This window comes from Kitasatospora sp. NPDC098652 (genome assembly GCF_044760155.1).
In the GTDB taxonomy this organism is placed as follows: Bacteria; Actinomycetota; Actinomycetes; order Streptomycetales; family Streptomycetaceae; genus Kitasatospora.
Map to the genome: position 1 here is coordinate 463,062 of NZ_JBIWAQ010000005.1, position 14,730 is coordinate 477,791.

Annotated in this window: 26 protein-coding genes; 25 read left to right on the top strand and 1 reads right to left on the bottom strand. The window is 66.0% G+C overall.

What is annotated here, in order from left to right; translation table 11 throughout:
• Positions 1-10 precede the first annotated feature (10 nt).
• The 20 genes from rplC to rplO all read left to right on the top strand — a co-directional run bounded on the left by rplC (position 11) and on the right by rplO (position 9,500).
• On the top strand, positions 11-658 hold the full coding sequence (gene rplC, locus ACIQWA_RS15120; RefSeq protein WP_207810335.1) for a 50S ribosomal protein L3: 648 nt from the start codon (positions 11-13) through the stop codon (positions 656-658).
• A 4-nt stretch (positions 659-662) separates the two neighbouring features.
• Entirely contained in the window at positions 663-1,340 is a 678-nt protein-coding gene (gene rplD / locus ACIQWA_RS15125) for a 50S ribosomal protein L4 (RefSeq protein ID WP_360226259.1), read from the top strand.
• Entirely contained in the window at positions 1,340-1,657 is a 318-nt protein-coding gene (gene rplW / locus ACIQWA_RS15130) for a 50S ribosomal protein L23 (protein WP_030280768.1), read from the top strand. Before rplD ends, rplW begins: the two co-directional genes overlap by 1 nt.
• A gap of 46 nt (positions 1,658-1,703) precedes the next feature.
• On the top strand, positions 1,704-2,540 hold the full coding sequence (gene rplB / locus ACIQWA_RS15135; protein WP_207810337.1) for a 50S ribosomal protein L2: 837 nt from the start codon (positions 1,704-1,706) through the stop codon (positions 2,538-2,540).
• Between the two features lie 11 nt (positions 2,541-2,551).
• Complete coding sequence (rpsS, locus tag ACIQWA_RS15140; RefSeq protein ID WP_030280772.1) at positions 2,552-2,833, top strand: 30S ribosomal protein S19; 282 nt, start codon at positions 2,552-2,554, stop codon at positions 2,831-2,833.
• An 82-nt stretch (positions 2,834-2,915) separates the two neighbouring features.
• Positions 2,916-3,263: a 50S ribosomal protein L22 gene (gene rplV, locus ACIQWA_RS15145; RefSeq protein WP_030280773.1), complete on the top strand. Its 348-nt coding sequence runs from the start codon at positions 2,916-2,918 to the stop codon at positions 3,261-3,263.
• A complete protein-coding gene (gene rpsC, locus ACIQWA_RS15150; protein WP_030280775.1) occupies positions 3,263-4,087 on the top strand; it encodes a 30S ribosomal protein S3 in 825 nt (274 codons plus the stop codon). Before rplV ends, rpsC begins: the two co-directional genes overlap by 1 nt.
• 5 nt (positions 4,088-4,092) lie before the next feature.
• On the top strand, positions 4,093-4,512 hold the full coding sequence (rplP, locus tag ACIQWA_RS15155) for a 50S ribosomal protein L16 (RefSeq protein ID WP_030232476.1): 420 nt from the start codon (positions 4,093-4,095) through the stop codon (positions 4,510-4,512).
• The gene (gene rpmC, locus ACIQWA_RS15160) at positions 4,512-4,736 is read left to right on the top strand and encodes a 50S ribosomal protein L29 (RefSeq protein ID WP_030232478.1); all 225 of its coding nucleotides are present in this window, start codon (positions 4,512-4,514) and stop codon (positions 4,734-4,736) included. The genes rplP and rpmC overlap by 1 nt, the downstream gene beginning before the upstream one ends.
• Entirely contained in the window at positions 4,736-5,008 is a 273-nt protein-coding gene (gene rpsQ / locus ACIQWA_RS15165; protein WP_153460991.1) for a 30S ribosomal protein S17, read from the top strand. Before rpmC ends, rpsQ begins: the two co-directional genes overlap by 1 nt.
• Positions 5,009-5,110: 102 nt before the next feature.
• Positions 5,111-5,482: a 50S ribosomal protein L14 gene (gene rplN / locus ACIQWA_RS15170; protein WP_030300391.1), complete on the top strand. Its 372-nt coding sequence runs from the start codon at positions 5,111-5,113 to the stop codon at positions 5,480-5,482.
• Positions 5,483-5,497: 15 nt separating this feature from the next.
• A complete protein-coding gene (rplX, locus tag ACIQWA_RS15175) occupies positions 5,498-5,809 on the top strand; it encodes a 50S ribosomal protein L24 (protein ID WP_030263484.1) in 312 nt (103 codons plus the stop codon).
• The gene (gene rplE, locus ACIQWA_RS15180; protein ID WP_030280779.1) at positions 5,809-6,378 is read left to right on the top strand and encodes a 50S ribosomal protein L5; all 570 of its coding nucleotides are present in this window, start codon (positions 5,809-5,811) and stop codon (positions 6,376-6,378) included. Before rplX ends, rplE begins: the two co-directional genes overlap by 1 nt.
• Before the next feature lie 4 nt (positions 6,379-6,382).
• A complete protein-coding gene (locus tag ACIQWA_RS15185; RefSeq protein ID WP_030055830.1) occupies positions 6,383-6,568 on the top strand; it encodes a type Z 30S ribosomal protein S14 in 186 nt (61 codons plus the stop codon).
• A gap of 269 nt (positions 6,569-6,837) precedes the next feature.
• Positions 6,838-7,245: a 30S ribosomal protein S8 gene (gene rpsH, locus ACIQWA_RS15190; protein WP_030232489.1), complete on the top strand. Its 408-nt coding sequence runs from the start codon at positions 6,838-6,840 to the stop codon at positions 7,243-7,245.
• Positions 7,246-7,267: 22 nt separating this feature from the next.
• Positions 7,268-7,807: a 50S ribosomal protein L6 gene (gene rplF, locus ACIQWA_RS15195; RefSeq protein WP_360226263.1), complete on the top strand. Its 540-nt coding sequence runs from the start codon at positions 7,268-7,270 to the stop codon at positions 7,805-7,807.
• Between the two features lie 3 nt (positions 7,808-7,810).
• The gene (gene rplR, locus ACIQWA_RS15200) at positions 7,811-8,194 is read left to right on the top strand and encodes a 50S ribosomal protein L18 (protein WP_030280785.1); all 384 of its coding nucleotides are present in this window, start codon (positions 7,811-7,813) and stop codon (positions 8,192-8,194) included.
• Between the two features lie 48 nt (positions 8,195-8,242).
• A complete protein-coding gene (rpsE, locus tag ACIQWA_RS15205) occupies positions 8,243-8,863 on the top strand; it encodes a 30S ribosomal protein S5 (protein ID WP_350503564.1) in 621 nt (206 codons plus the stop codon).
• Positions 8,863-9,045, top strand: a complete 183-nt coding sequence (rpmD, locus tag ACIQWA_RS15210; protein WP_030055835.1) for a 50S ribosomal protein L30 — start codon at positions 8,863-8,865, stop codon at positions 9,043-9,045. The genes rpsE and rpmD overlap by 1 nt, the downstream gene beginning before the upstream one ends.
• Before the next feature lie 2 nt (positions 9,046-9,047).
• Entirely contained in the window at positions 9,048-9,500 is a 453-nt protein-coding gene (gene rplO, locus ACIQWA_RS15215) for a 50S ribosomal protein L15 (protein WP_030280790.1), read from the top strand.
• Positions 9,501-9,757: 257 nt separating this feature from the next.
• Here the strand turns inward: rplO and ACIQWA_RS15220 are convergent, their stop codons facing one another.
• Positions 9,758-10,207 carry a ricin-type beta-trefoil lectin domain protein gene (locus ACIQWA_RS15220; protein ID WP_402482377.1) on the bottom strand — a complete coding sequence of 150 codons (450 nt, stop codon included), beginning with the start codon at positions 10,205-10,207 and terminating at the stop codon, positions 9,758-9,760.
• Between the two features lie 608 nt (positions 10,208-10,815).
• Between ACIQWA_RS15220 and secY the strand changes: the two genes are divergently transcribed.
• From secY to infA, 5 genes are all read left to right on the top strand, one after another.
• Positions 10,816-12,126 (top strand): preprotein translocase subunit SecY, encoded by a 1,311-nt coding sequence (secY, locus tag ACIQWA_RS15225; RefSeq protein ID WP_402482379.1) that lies wholly within the window; start codon positions 10,816-10,818, stop codon positions 12,124-12,126.
• Positions 12,126-12,779: an adenylate kinase gene (locus ACIQWA_RS15230; protein ID WP_360226270.1), complete on the top strand. Its 654-nt coding sequence runs from the start codon at positions 12,126-12,128 to the stop codon at positions 12,777-12,779. Before secY ends, ACIQWA_RS15230 begins: the two co-directional genes overlap by 1 nt.
• 116 nt (positions 12,780-12,895) lie before the next feature.
• Entirely contained in the window at positions 12,896-13,735 is an 840-nt protein-coding gene (map, locus tag ACIQWA_RS15235) for a type I methionyl aminopeptidase (RefSeq protein ID WP_360226273.1), read from the top strand.
• A gap of 138 nt (positions 13,736-13,873) precedes the next feature.
• Positions 13,874-14,299 (top strand): large conductance mechanosensitive channel protein MscL, encoded by a 426-nt coding sequence (gene mscL / locus ACIQWA_RS15240; RefSeq protein ID WP_402482382.1) that lies wholly within the window; start codon positions 13,874-13,876, stop codon positions 14,297-14,299.
• A 194-nt stretch (positions 14,300-14,493) separates the two neighbouring features.
• The gene (gene infA / locus ACIQWA_RS15245) at positions 14,494-14,715 is read left to right on the top strand and encodes a translation initiation factor IF-1 (protein ID WP_003956442.1); all 222 of its coding nucleotides are present in this window, start codon (positions 14,494-14,496) and stop codon (positions 14,713-14,715) included.
• The last annotated feature ends 15 nt before the right edge of the window (positions 14,716-14,730 follow it).

Genomic DNA, 14,730 nt, shown 5'->3' on the forward strand with positions numbered 1-14,730 from the left:
CGCACCGAAGATGGCTAAGCAGATTAAGGGCATCCTGGGCGAGAAGCTCGGCATGACCCAGGTCTGGGACGAGAACAACCGGGTCGTCCCGGTGACCGTCGTCAAGGCTGGGCCCAATGTCGTGACCCAGGTCCACACCGCCGACAGCCCGGCCGGCTACAGCGCCGTGCAGCTCGGCTTCGGCGAGATCGACCCCCGCAAGGTGAACAAGCCCCTCGCGGGCCACTTCGCCAAGGCCGGTGTCACCCCGCGCCGCCACCTGGTCGAGATCCGTACCTCGGACGCGTCCGAGTACACCCTGGGCCAGGAGATCACCGCGGAGCTGTTCGAGGCGGGTGTCAAGGTCGACGTGACCGGCACCTCCAAGGGCAAGGGCTTCGCCGGTGTCATGAAGCGTCACAACTTCAAGGGTCTCGGCGCCGGTCACGGCACCCAGCGCAAGCACCGTTCGCCCGGTTCCATCGGTGGCTGCGCCACCCCGGGCCGTGTGTTCAAGGGCCTGCGCATGGCTGGTCGGATGGGCCACGAGCGTGTGACCACCCAGAACCTGACCGTGCACGCGGTCGACGCGGAGAAGGGTCTGCTGCTCATCAAGGGCGCCGTCCCGGGCCCGAACGGCGGCCTCGTCCTCGTCCGCACCGCGGCGAAGGGGCTGTGAGGAAATGAGCACCATTGACATCCTGTCGCCGGCTGGCGACAAGACCGGCAGCCTCGAGCTTCCGGCCGAGATCTTCGACGCGAAGGTCAGCGTTCCGCTGATGCACCAGGTCGTCGTGGCGCAGCTCGCTGCGGCCCGTCAGGGCACCCACAAGACCAAGACTCGTGGCGAGGTCCGCGGTGGCGGCAAGAAGCCGTACCGCCAGAAGGGCACCGGCCGCGCCCGTCAGGGCTCGACCCGTGCGCCGCAGTTCGCCGGCGGTGGCGTCGTGCACGGTCCCGTGCCGCGCGACTACTCGCAGCGGACCCCGAAGAAGATGATCGCCGCCGCCCTGCGCGGTGCGCTCACCGACCGGGCCCGCCACAACCGCATCCACGTCATCACCGACGTGACCGCGACCGAGGCGCCGTCGACCAAGGCCGCCAAGGGCCTGTTCGGCAAGATCACCGACCGCAAGAACGTCCTCCTGGTCGTCGAGCGCTCGGACGAGCTGGGCCTCAAGTCCGCTCGCAACCTGCCGAACGTGCACATCCTGGACGCCGGTCAGCTGAACACCTACGACGTGCTCGTCTCCGACGATGTGGTCTTCACCCAGGCCGCCTTCGAGCGTTTCGTGGCCGGTCCGGCCGCGTCCGCCAAGGCCGTTGCCGCTGAGGGCGAGCTCGAAGGGAGCGCCGCCTGATGAGCGACGTTACGAGCAAGACGTTCACGGACCCCCGTGACGTCCTGGTGAAGCCGGTCATCTCGGAGAAGAGCTACTCGCTCCTCGACGAGAACAAGTACACGTTCATCGTGTCGCCGGGCGCCAACAAGACCCAGATCAAGCAGGCCGTCGAGGCGGTCTTCTCGGTCAAGGTCGAGGCTGTCAACACGATCAACCGTCAGGGCAAGCGCAAGCGCTCCAAGACGGGCTTTGGCAAGCGCAAGGACACCAAGCGCGCCATCGTGACGCTGGCCGAGGGCAACCGCATCGACATCTTCGGTGGTCCGGTCTCCTGAAACAGGAGATCGTGATCGTCGATTAGGACGAGGACGAGAGAGCCAAATGGGCATCCGCAAGTACAAGCCGACTACGCCGGGCCGTCGTGGCTCCAGCGTGGCCGACTTCGTAGAAATCACGCGGTCCACCCCGGAGAAGTCGCTGGTTCGCCCGCTGCACAGCAAGGGCGGCCGCAACAACGCCGGTCGTGTCACCGCTCGCCACCAGGGTGGCGGTCACAAGCGCGCCTACCGCGTGATCGACTTCCGTCGTCACGACAAGGACGGCGTGCCGGCCAAGGTCGCGCACATCGAGTACGACCCGAACCGCACCGCGCGCATCGCGCTCCTGCACTACGCGGACGGCGAGAAGCGCTACATCATCGCGCCGCGCGGCATCACGCAGGGCGACCGGATCGAGAACGGCGCTGGCGCCGACATCAAGCCGGGCAACAACCTGCCGCTGCGCAACATCCCGGTCGGTACCACCATCCACGCGGTGGAGCTGCGTCCCGGTGGCGGTGCCAAGCTGGCCCGCTCCGCCGGTTCCGGCATCCAGCTGCTGGCGCGTGAGGGCAAGATGGCGCACCTGCGCATGCCCTCCGGTGAGATCCGCCTGGTGGACGCGCGCTGCCGCGCCACCGTCGGCGAGGTCGGCAACGCCGAGCAGTCGAACATCAACTGGGGCAAGGCCGGCCGTATGCGCTGGAAGGGCGTCCGCCCGACCGTGCGTGGTGTGGCCATGAACCCGATCGACCACCCGCACGGTGGTGGTGAGGGTAAGACCTCCGGTGGTCGCCACCCGGTCTCGCCGTGGGGTAAGCCCGAGGGCCGCACCCGTCGCCCGAACAAGGCGTCGGACAAGCTCATCGTGCGCCGCCGCAAGACCAACAAGAAGCGCTAGGAGCAGGTCAGATGCCGCGCAGTCTTAAGAAGGGCCCCTTCATCGACGGCCACCTCATCAAGAAGGTGGACGCTCAGAACGAGGCGGGTACTCAGAACGTCATCAAGACCTGGTCCCGTCGTTCCGTGATCTCCCCGAGCATGCTCGGCCACACGATCGCGGTTCACGATGGCCGTAAGCACGTCCCGGTGTTCGTCACCGAGTCGATGGTCGGCCACAAGCTCGGCGAGTTCGCTCCGACCCGCACCTTCCGTGGCCACGTGAAGGAAGACCGGAAGTCGAAGCGTCGCTAGAGAGCCCATCAGTGGCCTCTGGCCACGGGCTGAGCTTGCGCGCCAAAAAGACTCAATGACTTACTCCATTAAGGGGACAACCATGGAAGCCAGGGCACAGGCGCGGTACATCCGCGTGACGCCCATGAAGGCCCGCCGCGTGGTGGACCTCATCCGTGGCATGAATGCCACGGAGGCCCAGGCCGTCCTGCGTTTCGCTCCGCAGGCAGCCACCGTGCCGGTCGGCAAGGTGCTCGACAGCGCCATTGCCAACGCCGCGCACAACTACAACCACTCCAACGTGGACGACCTCTACATCTCCGAGGCGTACGTTGACGAGGGCCCGACCCTGAAGCGGTTCCGTCCGCGTGCCCAGGGCCGCGCCTACCGGATCCGCAAGCGGACCAGCCACATCACCGTGGTCGTCAGCAGCAAGGAAGGGACCCGGTAATGGGCCAGAAGGTTAACCCGCACGGGTTCCGCCTCGGCATCAGCACGGACTTCAAGTCCCGCTGGTACGCCGACAAGCTGTACAAGGACTACGTCAAGGAAGACGTTGCCATTCGTCGCATGATGACGAAGGGCATGGAGCGCGCCGGCATCTCGAAGGTTGAGATCGAGCGCACCCGCGACCGCGTCCGCGTCGACATCCACACCGCCCGCCCCGGCATCGTCATCGGTCGCCGTGGCACCGAGGCCGACCGCATCCGCGGCGACCTCGAGAAGCTGACCGGCAAGCAGGTCCAGCTGAACATCCTCGAGGTCAAGAACCCCGAGCTGGACGCCCAGCTCGTGGCTCAGGGCGTCGCGGAGCAGCTGTCCTCCCGCGTCTCCTTCCGTCGTGCCATGCGCAAGTCGATGCAGGGCACCATGAAGTCCGGCGCCAAGGGCATCAAGGTCCAGTGCTCCGGTCGTCTCGGCGGCGCCGAGATGAGCCGTTCGGAGTTCTACCGCGAGGGTCGCGTGCCGCTGCACACCCTGCGTGCGAACGTCGACTACGGCTTCTTCGAGGCCAAGACCACCTTCGGCCGCATCGGCGTGAAGGTCTGGATCTACAAGGGCGACGTCAAGAACATCGCCGAGGTCCGCGCTGAGAACGCCGCTGCCCGCTCGGGCAACCGCCCGGCCCGTCCCGAGGGTGGTCGTCCCGCCCGCGGTGGCGAGCGCCGTGGTGGCGAGCGCGGTGGCCGTGGCCGTCGTCCCGCCGCTGCCGAGGCCCCCGCGGCCGCGGCCGTCGAGGCTCCGGCTGCTGAGAACACCGGAACGGAGGCCTGACCCCAATGCTGATCCCCCGTCGGGTCAAGCACCGCAAGCAGCACCACCCCAAGCGTCGCGGCGCTGCCAAGGGTGGCACCGAGCTGGCGTTCGGCCAGTTCGGCATCCAGGCCGTGACCCCGGCCTACGTGACGAACCGTCAGATCGAGTCCGCTCGTATCGCGATCACCCGTCACATCCGTCGTGGCGGCAAGGTCTGGATCAACATCTACCCGGACCGCCCGCTCACCAAGAAGCCGGCCGAGACCCGCATGGGTTCCGGTAAGGGTTCGCCGGAGTGGTGGATCGCGAACGTGCACCCGGGTCGGGTCATGTTCGAGCTGTCGTACCCGAACGAGAAGGTTGCTCGCGAGGCGCTCACCCGCGCCGCGCACAAGCTGCCGATGAAGTGCCGGATCGTCCGGCGCGAGGACGGTGAGAGCTGATGTCGGCCGCTACCAAGGCTGCTGAGCTTCGCTCGCTGGACAACGAGGGTCTCGTTGCCAAGCTGCGCGAGGCCAAGGAGGAGCTGTTCAACCTCCGCTTCCAGGCGGCGACCGGGCAGCTCGACAACCACGGACGGCTCAAGCTCGTCCGTAAGGACATCGCGCGGATCTACACCCTGATGCGCGAGCGCGAGCTGGGCATCGAGACGGTGGAGAACGCCTGATGACTGAGAACACCAACGAGACGCGCGGTTTCCGCAAGACCCGTGAGGGTCTCGTCGTCAGCGACAAGATGGACAAGACCGTCGTCGTCGCCGTCGAGGACCGCGTCAAGCACGCTCTGTACGGCAAGGTCATCCGCCGTACGAACAAGCTGAAGGCGCACGACGAGCAGAACGCTTGCGGTGTCGGCGACCGGGTCCTCCTCGCGGAGACCCGCCCGCTGTCCGCGTCCAAGCGCTGGCGCGTCGTCGAGATCCTCGAGAAGGCCAAGTAACGAAGCCGATGAGGTACGGCCGTATGTGCACAGGGTCCCGCTGGGACGCCGGTGTGAGCAGCGGCCGGCCCGTCGACTCTCGTTGACGATCAGGAGAAAGCTGTGATCCAGCAGGAGTCGCGACTGCGTGTTGCCGACAACACTGGTGCCAAGGAGATCCTTTGCATCCGTGTTCTCGGTGGCTCCGGTCGCCGCTACGCCGGCATCGGGGACGTCATCGTCGCGACCGTCAAGGACGCGATCCCCGGTGGTTCGGTGAAGAAGGGTGACGTCGTCAAGTGCGTCGTCGTCCGCACCGTCAAGGAGCGCCGCCGTCCGGATGGCTCGTACATCCGTTTCGACGAGAACGCCGCTGTCGTGCTGAAGAACACCGATGGTGACCCCCGTGGCACCCGTATCTTCGGCCCGGTCGGCCGCGAGCTGCGCGACAAGAAGTTCATGAAGATCATCTCGCTGGCGCCGGAGGTGCTCTAACCCATGGCGAACAGCATGAAGATCAAGAAGGGTGACCTGGTCCAGGTCATCACCGGCAAGGACAAGGGCAAGCAGGGCAAGGTCATCCAGGCCATGCCGGCTGAGAACAAGGTCCTGGTCGAGGGTGTCAACCGGGTCAAGAAGCACACCAAGCCGGGTCCGGGTACCCAGGGTGGCATCGTGACCGTCGAGGCCCCGGTGCACGTCTCCAACGTCCAGCTGGTCGTGGAGAAGGACGGCAAGAAGGTCGTCACCCGCGTCGGTTACCGCTTCGACGACCAGGGCAACAAGATCCGCGTTGCCAAGCGGACCGGTGAGGACATCTGATGTCTGAGACGACTGTTGAGAAGGTGGCCCCCCGCCTCAAGGAGCGTTACAACTCCGAGATCAAGGGCCAGCTGCAGGAGCAGTTCTCGTACGAGAACGTCATGCTGATCCCCGGCCTGGTCAAGGTCGTGGTCAACATGGGTGTCGGCGAGGCCGCCCGTGACAGCAAGCTGATCGAGGGCGCGATCCGCGACCTGACCGCGATCACCGGTCAGAAGCCGGCCGTGACCAAGGCTCGCAAGTCCATCGCGCAGTTCAAGCTGCGCGAGGGCCAGCCGATCGGCACCCACGTCACCCTCCGTGGTGACCGCATGTGGGAGTTCCTGGACCGTCTGGTTTCGCTGGCCCTGCCGCGAATCCGTGACTTCCGTGGCCTCTCCCCGAAGCAGTTCGACGGCCGTGGCAACTACACGTTCGGTCTGACCGAGCAGGTTATGTTCCACGAGATCGACCAGGACAAGGTCGACCGTCAGCGCGGTATGGACATCACCGTCGTGACCACCGCTCAGACCGACGACGAGGGCCGGGCGCTCCTGCGCGCTCTGGGCTTCCCGTTCAAGGAGGCGTGAGCCAATGGCGAAGAAGTCCCTCATCGCGAAGTCCGAGCGTAAGCCGAAGTTCGGCGTCCGGGCCTACACCCGGTGCCAGCGCTGCGGCCGTCCGCACTCGGTGTACCGCAAGTTCGGCCTGTGCCGTGTCTGCCTCCGTGAGATGGCGCACCGCGGCGAGCTGCCGGGCGTGACCAAGAGCTCCTGGTAACCCCGGAGTTTCAGGTACCGCCAGCGACGCAGAGGTGCCCGACCCCACATCGGCCCGTTTTGGGCTCCCGTACGGATTCCCGTAAGGTTGTGGGGTCGGGCCCCCTGCCGCGGCTTCCCCATGGATGTCCGTGGCCCTTTCTGGAAGGGCTCGCACCCAGTCTTACTACGTCGTAGGTCCCCTGCGCTTGTGCCCCTGACGCACTCGTTCCGAGTGCGGCGGGGGGACCTGGTGCGGAGAAACCACGGCGAGAGAGGCCTGAGGCCATCATGACCATGACCGACCCCATCGCAGACATGCTCACGCGTCTGCGTAACGCGAACTCGGCGTACCACGACACCGTGGCGATGCCGGCCAGCAAGATCAAGGCGCACGTCGCCCAGATCCTGCAGCAGGAGGGGTACATCTCCTCCTACAAGGTTGAGGAGCCCGTCGAGGGCGAGGTCGGCAAGAAGCTGACCATCGAGCTCAAGTTCGGCCCCAACCGTGAGCGCTCCATCGCCGGCATCAAGCGCATCAGCAAGCCGGGTCTGCGCGTTTACGCAAAGTCCACCAACCTGCCGAAGGTTCTCGGCGGCCTGGGCGTGGCGATCATCTCCACGTCCTCCGGCCTCCTGACCGACAAGCAGGCCGCCAAGAAGGGCGTAGGCGGAGAAGTTCTCGCCTACGTCTGGTAATTCGGGAAACGGAGGTACAGCAATGTCGCGCATTGGACGGCTGCCCATCCAGGTCCCCGCTGGCGTGGACGTCACCATCGATGGCCAGACGGTCTCGGTGAAGGGCCCCAAGGGCTCCCTCACCCACGTCGTCGCTGAGCCGATCGAGATCGGCAAGGGTGAGGACGGCACCGTGCTCGTCACCCGCCCGAACGACGAGCGTCGCTCGAAGGCCCTGCACGGCCTGACCCGCACGCTGGTGGCGAACATGATCACCGGCGTGACCGCGGGCTACCGCAAGTCGCTGGAGATCAGCGGTGTCGGCTACCGAGTCACGGCGAAGGGCTCCGACATGGAGTTCGCGCTGGGCTACAGCCACCCGATCCTGATCACCGCGCCGGAGGGCATCTCCTTCGTCGTCGAGTCGGCCACCAAGTTCCACGTGGACGGCATCGACAAGCAGAAGGTCGGCGAGATCGCCGCGAACATCCGCAAGCTGCGCAAGCCGGACCCGTACAAGGCCAAGGGTGTCAAGTACGCGGGCGAGGTCATCCGCCGCAAGGTCGGAAAGAGTGGTAAGTAAGCGATGAGTGTCTCTGTCAAGATCGGCAAGGGCAACGCCTACAAGAGCGCCGCTCGCAAGCGCCGCGCGATCCGCGTTCGCAAGCGCGTCGTCGGCACCGAGGTGCGTCCGCGCCTCGTCGTGACGCGCTCGAACCGTCACATGGTCGCCCAGGTCATCGACGACGCCAAGGGTCACACCCTGGCGTCGGCGTCCACCCTCGACGTGTCCATCAAGGGCGCCGAGGGCGACAAGACCGAGCTGGCCAAGAAGGTCGGGAGCCTGGTCGCCGAGCGCGCCAAGGCCGCCGGCATCGAGTCGGTCGTCTTCGACCGCGCGGGCAACCGGTACGCCGGCCGCATCGCCGCCCTGGCGGACGCGGCCCGCGAGGCCGGGCTCGACTTCTAAGCCGCTCGTCGACTCTGTCGACGGACGTAAACGAGAGAGGTAATTCCAATGGCTGGACCCCAGCGCCGCGAAGGCGGCGCCGGTCGCGGCACGGGTGGCGAGCGGCGCGACCGTAAGCGTGACGGTCAGGGCAACGCCCAGGCCGTCGAGAAGACCGCTTACGTCGAGCGCGTCGTCGCGATCAACCGTGTCGCCAAGGTTGTCAAGGGTGGCCGTCGCTTCAGCTTCACCGCGCTCGTCGTGGTGGGCGATGGCGAGGGCACCGTGGGTGTCGGTTACGGCAAGGCGAAGGAGGTTCCGGCCGCCATCGCGAAGGGTGTCGAGGAGGCCAAGAAGAACTTCTTCAAGGTCCCCCGTATCCAGGGCACCATCCCGCACCCCATCCAGGGTGAGAAGGCCGCCGGCGTCGTGCTGCTCAAGCCCGCCGCCCCCGGTACCGGTGTTATCGCCGGTGGTCCGGTGCGCGCCGTCCTGGAGTGCGCCGGCATCCACGACATCCTGTCGAAGTCGCTCGGCTCGGACAACGCGATCAACATCGTGCACGCCACCGTGGCTGCTCTGAAGGGCCTCGTTCGCCCCGAGGAGATCGCCGCGCGCCGTGGCCTGCCGCTGGAGGACGTGGCCCCCGCCGCCCTGCTGCGGGCTCGTGCTGCTGGGGTGAGCGCCTGATGGCTCGCCTGAAGATCACGCAGACCAAGTCGTACATCGGCAGCAAGCAGAACCACCGTGACACCCTGCGTTCGCTTGGTCTCAAGCGCATGCACGACGTGGTGGTCAAGGAGGACCGTCCCGAGATCCGCGGGATGGCCCACACGGTCCGTCACCTGGTGACGGTTGAGGAGGTGGACTGATCATGGGCGACAACCCGATCAAGATCCACAACCTGCGTCCCGCCCCGGGTGCCAAGACCGACAAGATCCGTGTGGGTCGTGGTGAGGGCTCCAAGGGTAAGACCGCCGGTCGTGGTACCAAGGGCACCAAGGCCCGCTACCAGGTTCCGCAGCGCTTCGAGGGTGGCCAGATGCCGCTCCACATGCGTCTGCCGAAGCTGAAGGGCTTCAAGAACCCGTTCAAGATCACGTTCCAGGTCGTCAACCTCGACAAGCTGGCCGAGCTCTACCCGCAGGGTGGCGAGGTCACGGTCGAGGACCTGGTCGCGAAGGGCGCGGTTCGCAAGAACTCCCTCGTCAAGGTGCTCGGCACCGGCGAGGTCTCGGTTGCGCTGCAGGTGACGGTCGACGCCGTCTCCGGCTCGGCCGCCGAGAAGATCAAGGCCGCCGGCGGTACGGTCACCGAGCTCGTCTGAGCCCGCTGAACCCGCCGACAACCGGCTTCGAGCCCCGCACCTCCTTCGGGAGGTGCGGGGCTCGTGCTTTTACCCCGGCTTTCACTCCGGGGCCGAAATCAGCCGGTACCGACGGAAGTCCTGGTTCGGATCTTCATGGGCATGGCCAAATGTTTGATGCCTGTGGCCTCTGCCATTACTCGGCAGAGGCCACAGGCATCAGTGCGCGGCCGTGGAGCGGCCCGGACTAGTCGACCGGGCTGGTGTCAGTGTTCGGCTCAGCTCCAGAGCTGGTACGGGTTGCCATCGGTGCACACGTACGTGTACAGCGGCTGGCCGGGGTTGTTGGAGTCGAGGCAGAGGCCGGTGGCGTGGTTGACCAGTCGCCATCCGTTGTTGAAGTGCTGCTCGGACCACTGCTGGTACGCGTTGTTGTTGGTGCAGTTGCCGATGTAGACACTGCCGCTGCCGTCGCCGTGGTCGTTGCTGTCGAGACAGGCGTTCCTGCCGTTGGCCTTCTCCTGCCAGTATCCGTTCCCGAGATCGTTGTCGTTCCAGGTGATCCAGCCGCGGTGGGAGCCGCAGCCGTCGAGTCCCACCCAGTTCGGGATGTCGTTGATGTAGTTGACATCCCAGGTGAGGCACTGGCCGCCCTGCTTGACGCTTTGCCAGGTGACGGAGCCGGTTTCGACTGCCGAGGCAGTGGTCGCCGTACCGAGAAGCAGCATTGCAGTTGCCGCAATACTCATTCCCAACTTCATCGTCCGCTTCGTGTCCACTTCGATCCCCTCCCGGTTCTGACCTGCGAGAATGTGCCAAAGGAGCTGACTCAAGCAACTGATCAGCACCCCACTGGTCCGCTGAAAGATTTGCGAACGAAATGAACTCTAGCGGCCTTGACGTGCTCCGGCAAGGGATTTAAAGAGGGTGCTCATGTGCATTTTGGAGAAACTCAATCAATAGGCATGCATCCCTCGTCGATCGCTTTAATTAGTTCTTTGGTCAGAGATTTCGGAATGCGTGCGCATGGTCCGGATTGCCGCGACCGCTACCCTATGTATCGGTATGCCATCGCATTGTGACTGCTGGGGCGTGAGTGGCAAGGGTGGGCAAATCGTTCGCCTGAACGGCCGAGGCGGGCATCGACCCCTCTCCGGAGCCGCCTGGGCGGGTCTATCGGAGGGCTGCTCTGCTACTGGGAAGTGGCCACATGCTGTTAGAGTCCGTCGGGTCGACGTGTCGGCTCGGCATGTTGAAGTGGCAAACCACCCAGGGCCAGACCGGCCACCAGGACCGACCCTCCCGCCGACGACGTGCGGGAGGCGCAGGAGGCACCGTGCTCAGTGCGTTCGCGCGGGCGTTCCAGACGCCCGACCTGCGCAAGAAGCTGCTGTTCACGCTGGGCATCATGGTGCTGTTCCGGCTGGGCTCGCACATTCCGATTCCGGGCGTTGACTTCAAGGCCGTCAACGTCTGTGTGACTCAGACCAGCAAGACCGGGCTCTTCGGACTCGTCAACCTGTTCAGCGGTGGCGCGCTCCTCCAGCTGACGATCTTCGCGCTCGGCATCATGCCGTACATCACCGCGAGCATCATCCTCCAGCTCCTCACCGTCGTGATCCCGCGACTGGAGGCGTTGAAGAAGGAGGGCCAGGCCGGCACCGCGAAGATCACCCAGTACACCCGCTACCTGACCATCGCGCTCGCCGTGCTCCAGGGCACCGGCATCGTCGCGACGGCCTCCAGCGGTGCGCTGTTCTCCGGCTGCCCGGTGGCCAACCAGATCGTGCCGGACACCTCGGTGTTCCGGATCGCCGTCATGGTGCTCACGATGACGGCCGGCACCACGGTCATCATGTGGCTGGGCGAGCTGATCACGGACCGCGGCATCGGCAACGGCATGTCGCTGCTGATCTTCACCTCGATCGCCGCGCAGTTCCCGACCTCGATGTGGGCCATCAAGCAGTCGGGCACCATCGGCGGCGGCTGGGTCGAGTTCCTCTCCGTGGTCGCGGTCGGCATCATCGTTGTGATGCTGGTCATCTTCGTCGAGCAGGCGCAGCGCCGGATCCCGGTCCAGTACGCGAAGCGGATGATCGGCCGCCGGGCCTTCGGGGGCACCTCGACCTACATCCCGCTCAAGGTGAACCAGGCCGGTGTCATCCCGGTCATCTTCGCCTCGTCGCTGCTGTACATCCCGGCGCTGGTGGTCCAGCTGACCAACAGCCAGTCGGGCTGGGCGGCGTGGATCAAGCAGAACTTCGTCAAGGGTGACCACCCGATCTACATGGCCACCTACTTCCTGCTGATCGTCTTCTTCGCCTTCTTCTACGTCGCCATCTCCTTCAACCCCGAAGAAGTTGCCGACAATATGAAGAAGTATGGTGGCTTCATCCCGGGCATCCGGGCCGGCCGCCCGACGGCCGAGTACCTGAACTACGTGCTGACCCGAATCACGTGGCCGGGTTCGCTCTACCTGGGCCTGATCGCGTTGATCCCGATGATCGCCCTGGTCGCCTTCGGACAGCAGACCAACTTCCCGTTCGGCGGCACCAGCGTGCTCATCGTCGTCGGCGTCGGACTCGAAACTGTGAAGCAGATCGAGAGCCAGCTCCAGCAGCGCAATTACGAAGGGTTCCTCCGCTGATGCGTATCGTCCTCGTTGGTCCTCCCGGGGCCGGGAAGGGTACTCAGGCGCACCTGCTCGCCAAGACCCTGTCCATCCCCCACATCTCCACCGGAGACCTGTTCCGCGCCAACATCGGCCAGGGCACCCCGCTGGGGCTCGAGGCCAAGAGCTACATGGACGCGGGTCGCCTGGTGCCGGATGAGGTCACCATCGGGATGGCCAAGGACCGCATGCTGCAGGCCGACGCGGCCAACGGCTTCCTGCTCGACGGCTTCCCCCGCAACCTGGGCCAGGCCAAGGCGCTCGACGAGTTCCTCACCGAGCAGGGCATCAAGCTGGACGGCGTGCTGGACCTGGAGGTCCCCGAGGACGAGGTCGTCCGCCGGATCGCCGGCCGCCGCCTGTGCCGCAACGACGGGGGCCACGTGTTCCACGTGGACTACAACCCGCCGAAGGTCGAGGGCGTCTGCGACGAGTGCGGCGGCGAGCTGTACCAGCGCTCGGACGACACCGAGGAGAAGGTGCGCACGCGCCTGGAGGTCTACCACACGGAGACCGAGCCGATCATCGACTACTACGTCCAGCAGGGCCTGGTGGCGACGATCTCGGCCCTCGGCAAGGTGGACGAGGTCACCCAGCGCGCGATCGAGGCGTTGAAGCAGAACGGCTGAGGTCCCTCAGCGAGGTACGCGTGACGGCCGGGTCGCCCGTGGAGCGGGCGGCCCGGCCGTTTTCGACGTCGTACGGTGGTAGGCAGTGGTAATCCGGACTTGGAAGGCGTGACCTGATGGTGGAGATCAAGACCCCCGAGCAGATCGCGAAGATGCGGGCGGCCGGGCTGGTCGTCGCCGAGGCGCTCAAGGCCTGTCGCGAGGCGGTCGCTCCCGGGGTGACCACCCAGGAGCTCAACGACATCGCCGACAAGGTCATCACCGACCACGGCGCCACCTCGAACTTCCGGGCCCACCACGGCGGCCTGTGGTTCCCGGGCGTGATCTGCGCCTCGGTGAACAACGAGGTCGTGCACGGCATCCCGGGCGAGCGGGTGCTGCAGGAGGGCGACATCATCTCGATCGACTGCGGTGCCATCCTGGACGGCTGGCACGGCGACTCGGCGATCACGGTCGCCGTCGGCGAGGTCCGCCCCGAGGTCGAGATGCTCAGCCGGGTGACCGAGGGCTCGATGTGGGCCGGCATCGCCCAGATGAAGAAGAACAACCGCCTGGTGGACGTCTCCAAGGCGATCGAGGGCTACATCCGGCGCCAGCCGCTGCCGCCCAAGGGCAAGTGGGGCATCACCGAGGGCTACGGCGGCCACGGCATCGGCACCGCGATGCACATGGAGCCGCACGTGCTGAACTACGTCGAGCGCGGCCGCGGCAAGGGCCCGAAGCTGGTCCCGGGCACCGTGCTGGCGATCGAGCCGATGGTCTCGCTGGGCACCCCGCACACCGCGGTGCTGGAGGACGACTGGACGGTCGTCACCAACGACGGCACCTGGGCCGCGCACTGGGAGCACTCGGTGGCCGTCACCGAGGAGGGCCCGCTGGTGCTGACCGCCTTCGACGGCGGCAGGGCCGAGCTCGCCAAGCTGGGCATCACCGCAGCTCCGGACCCGCTGGCGTAGCGGCCGGGCGGTCAACTGCCGCTGCTGACAAGGGATCAGAGCCCTGGAGGTTTGGACCTCCAGGGCTTTTGTCCTATTTTTAACGGCTGGCAGTGGCAGTTTCTGGCCCAATGGCTTACGAGCGAGCAGGAGAGCGCAGTGCTCAAGGGATTCCGCGAATTCATGATGCGCGGCAACGTCGTCGACATGGCGGTCGGTGTGGTCATCGGTGCCGCGTTCACGGCGGTGGTGACCGGCTTCGTGTCCGCCTTCCTCACCCCGCTGGTCGGCGTGGTGGTCGGTGCGGCCGGCGACTTCAGCTCGTACACGGCGGAGATCGGCGGGGTGAAGTTCCCGTACGGCCAGTTCCTGAACGTGCTGATCGCGTTCCTGATGACCGCCGCGGTGCTGTACTTCTGCGTCGTGCTGCCGATCACCAAGGCCACCGAGCGTTACCTGCCGAAGAAGCCGAAGCCCGCGAAGCGCCCCTGCCCCGAGTGCCTGACCGAGATACCCGAGGCCGCCCGCCGCTGCTCGGCCTGCACCGCCCACGTCGAGCCGCTGACCTTCTCCACCGGGGCCTGACGGGGCCGGTGTGACGGCGGACTCCTTCCGGTACCCCCGTTTTGGCCCGCGGGACGCGCTGGCGTAGGATGGACCGTCGGCTCACTCGTAGCGTGCTTCAGCACGCCCTCTTCCCCTCGGGGGCGGGGTGAACCCAGGTTCGCACGAGCGTTCCGCATACGGTAGCCGGTCCCGGAAGGTGGATCTCGCAGTTCATGGCTAAGAAGCAAGGCGCCATTGAGATCGAGGGCACCGTGATCGAGTCTCTTCCGAACGCGATGTTCAAGGTCGAGCTGCAGAACGGTCACAAGGTCCTCGCGCACATCAGTGGCAAGATGCGCATGCACTACATCCGCATCCTGCCGGACGACCGGGTCGTCGTGGAGCTCAGCCCCTACGACCTCACGCGCGGCCGGATCGTCTACCGCTACAAGTAAGAACGTCAGATCTAG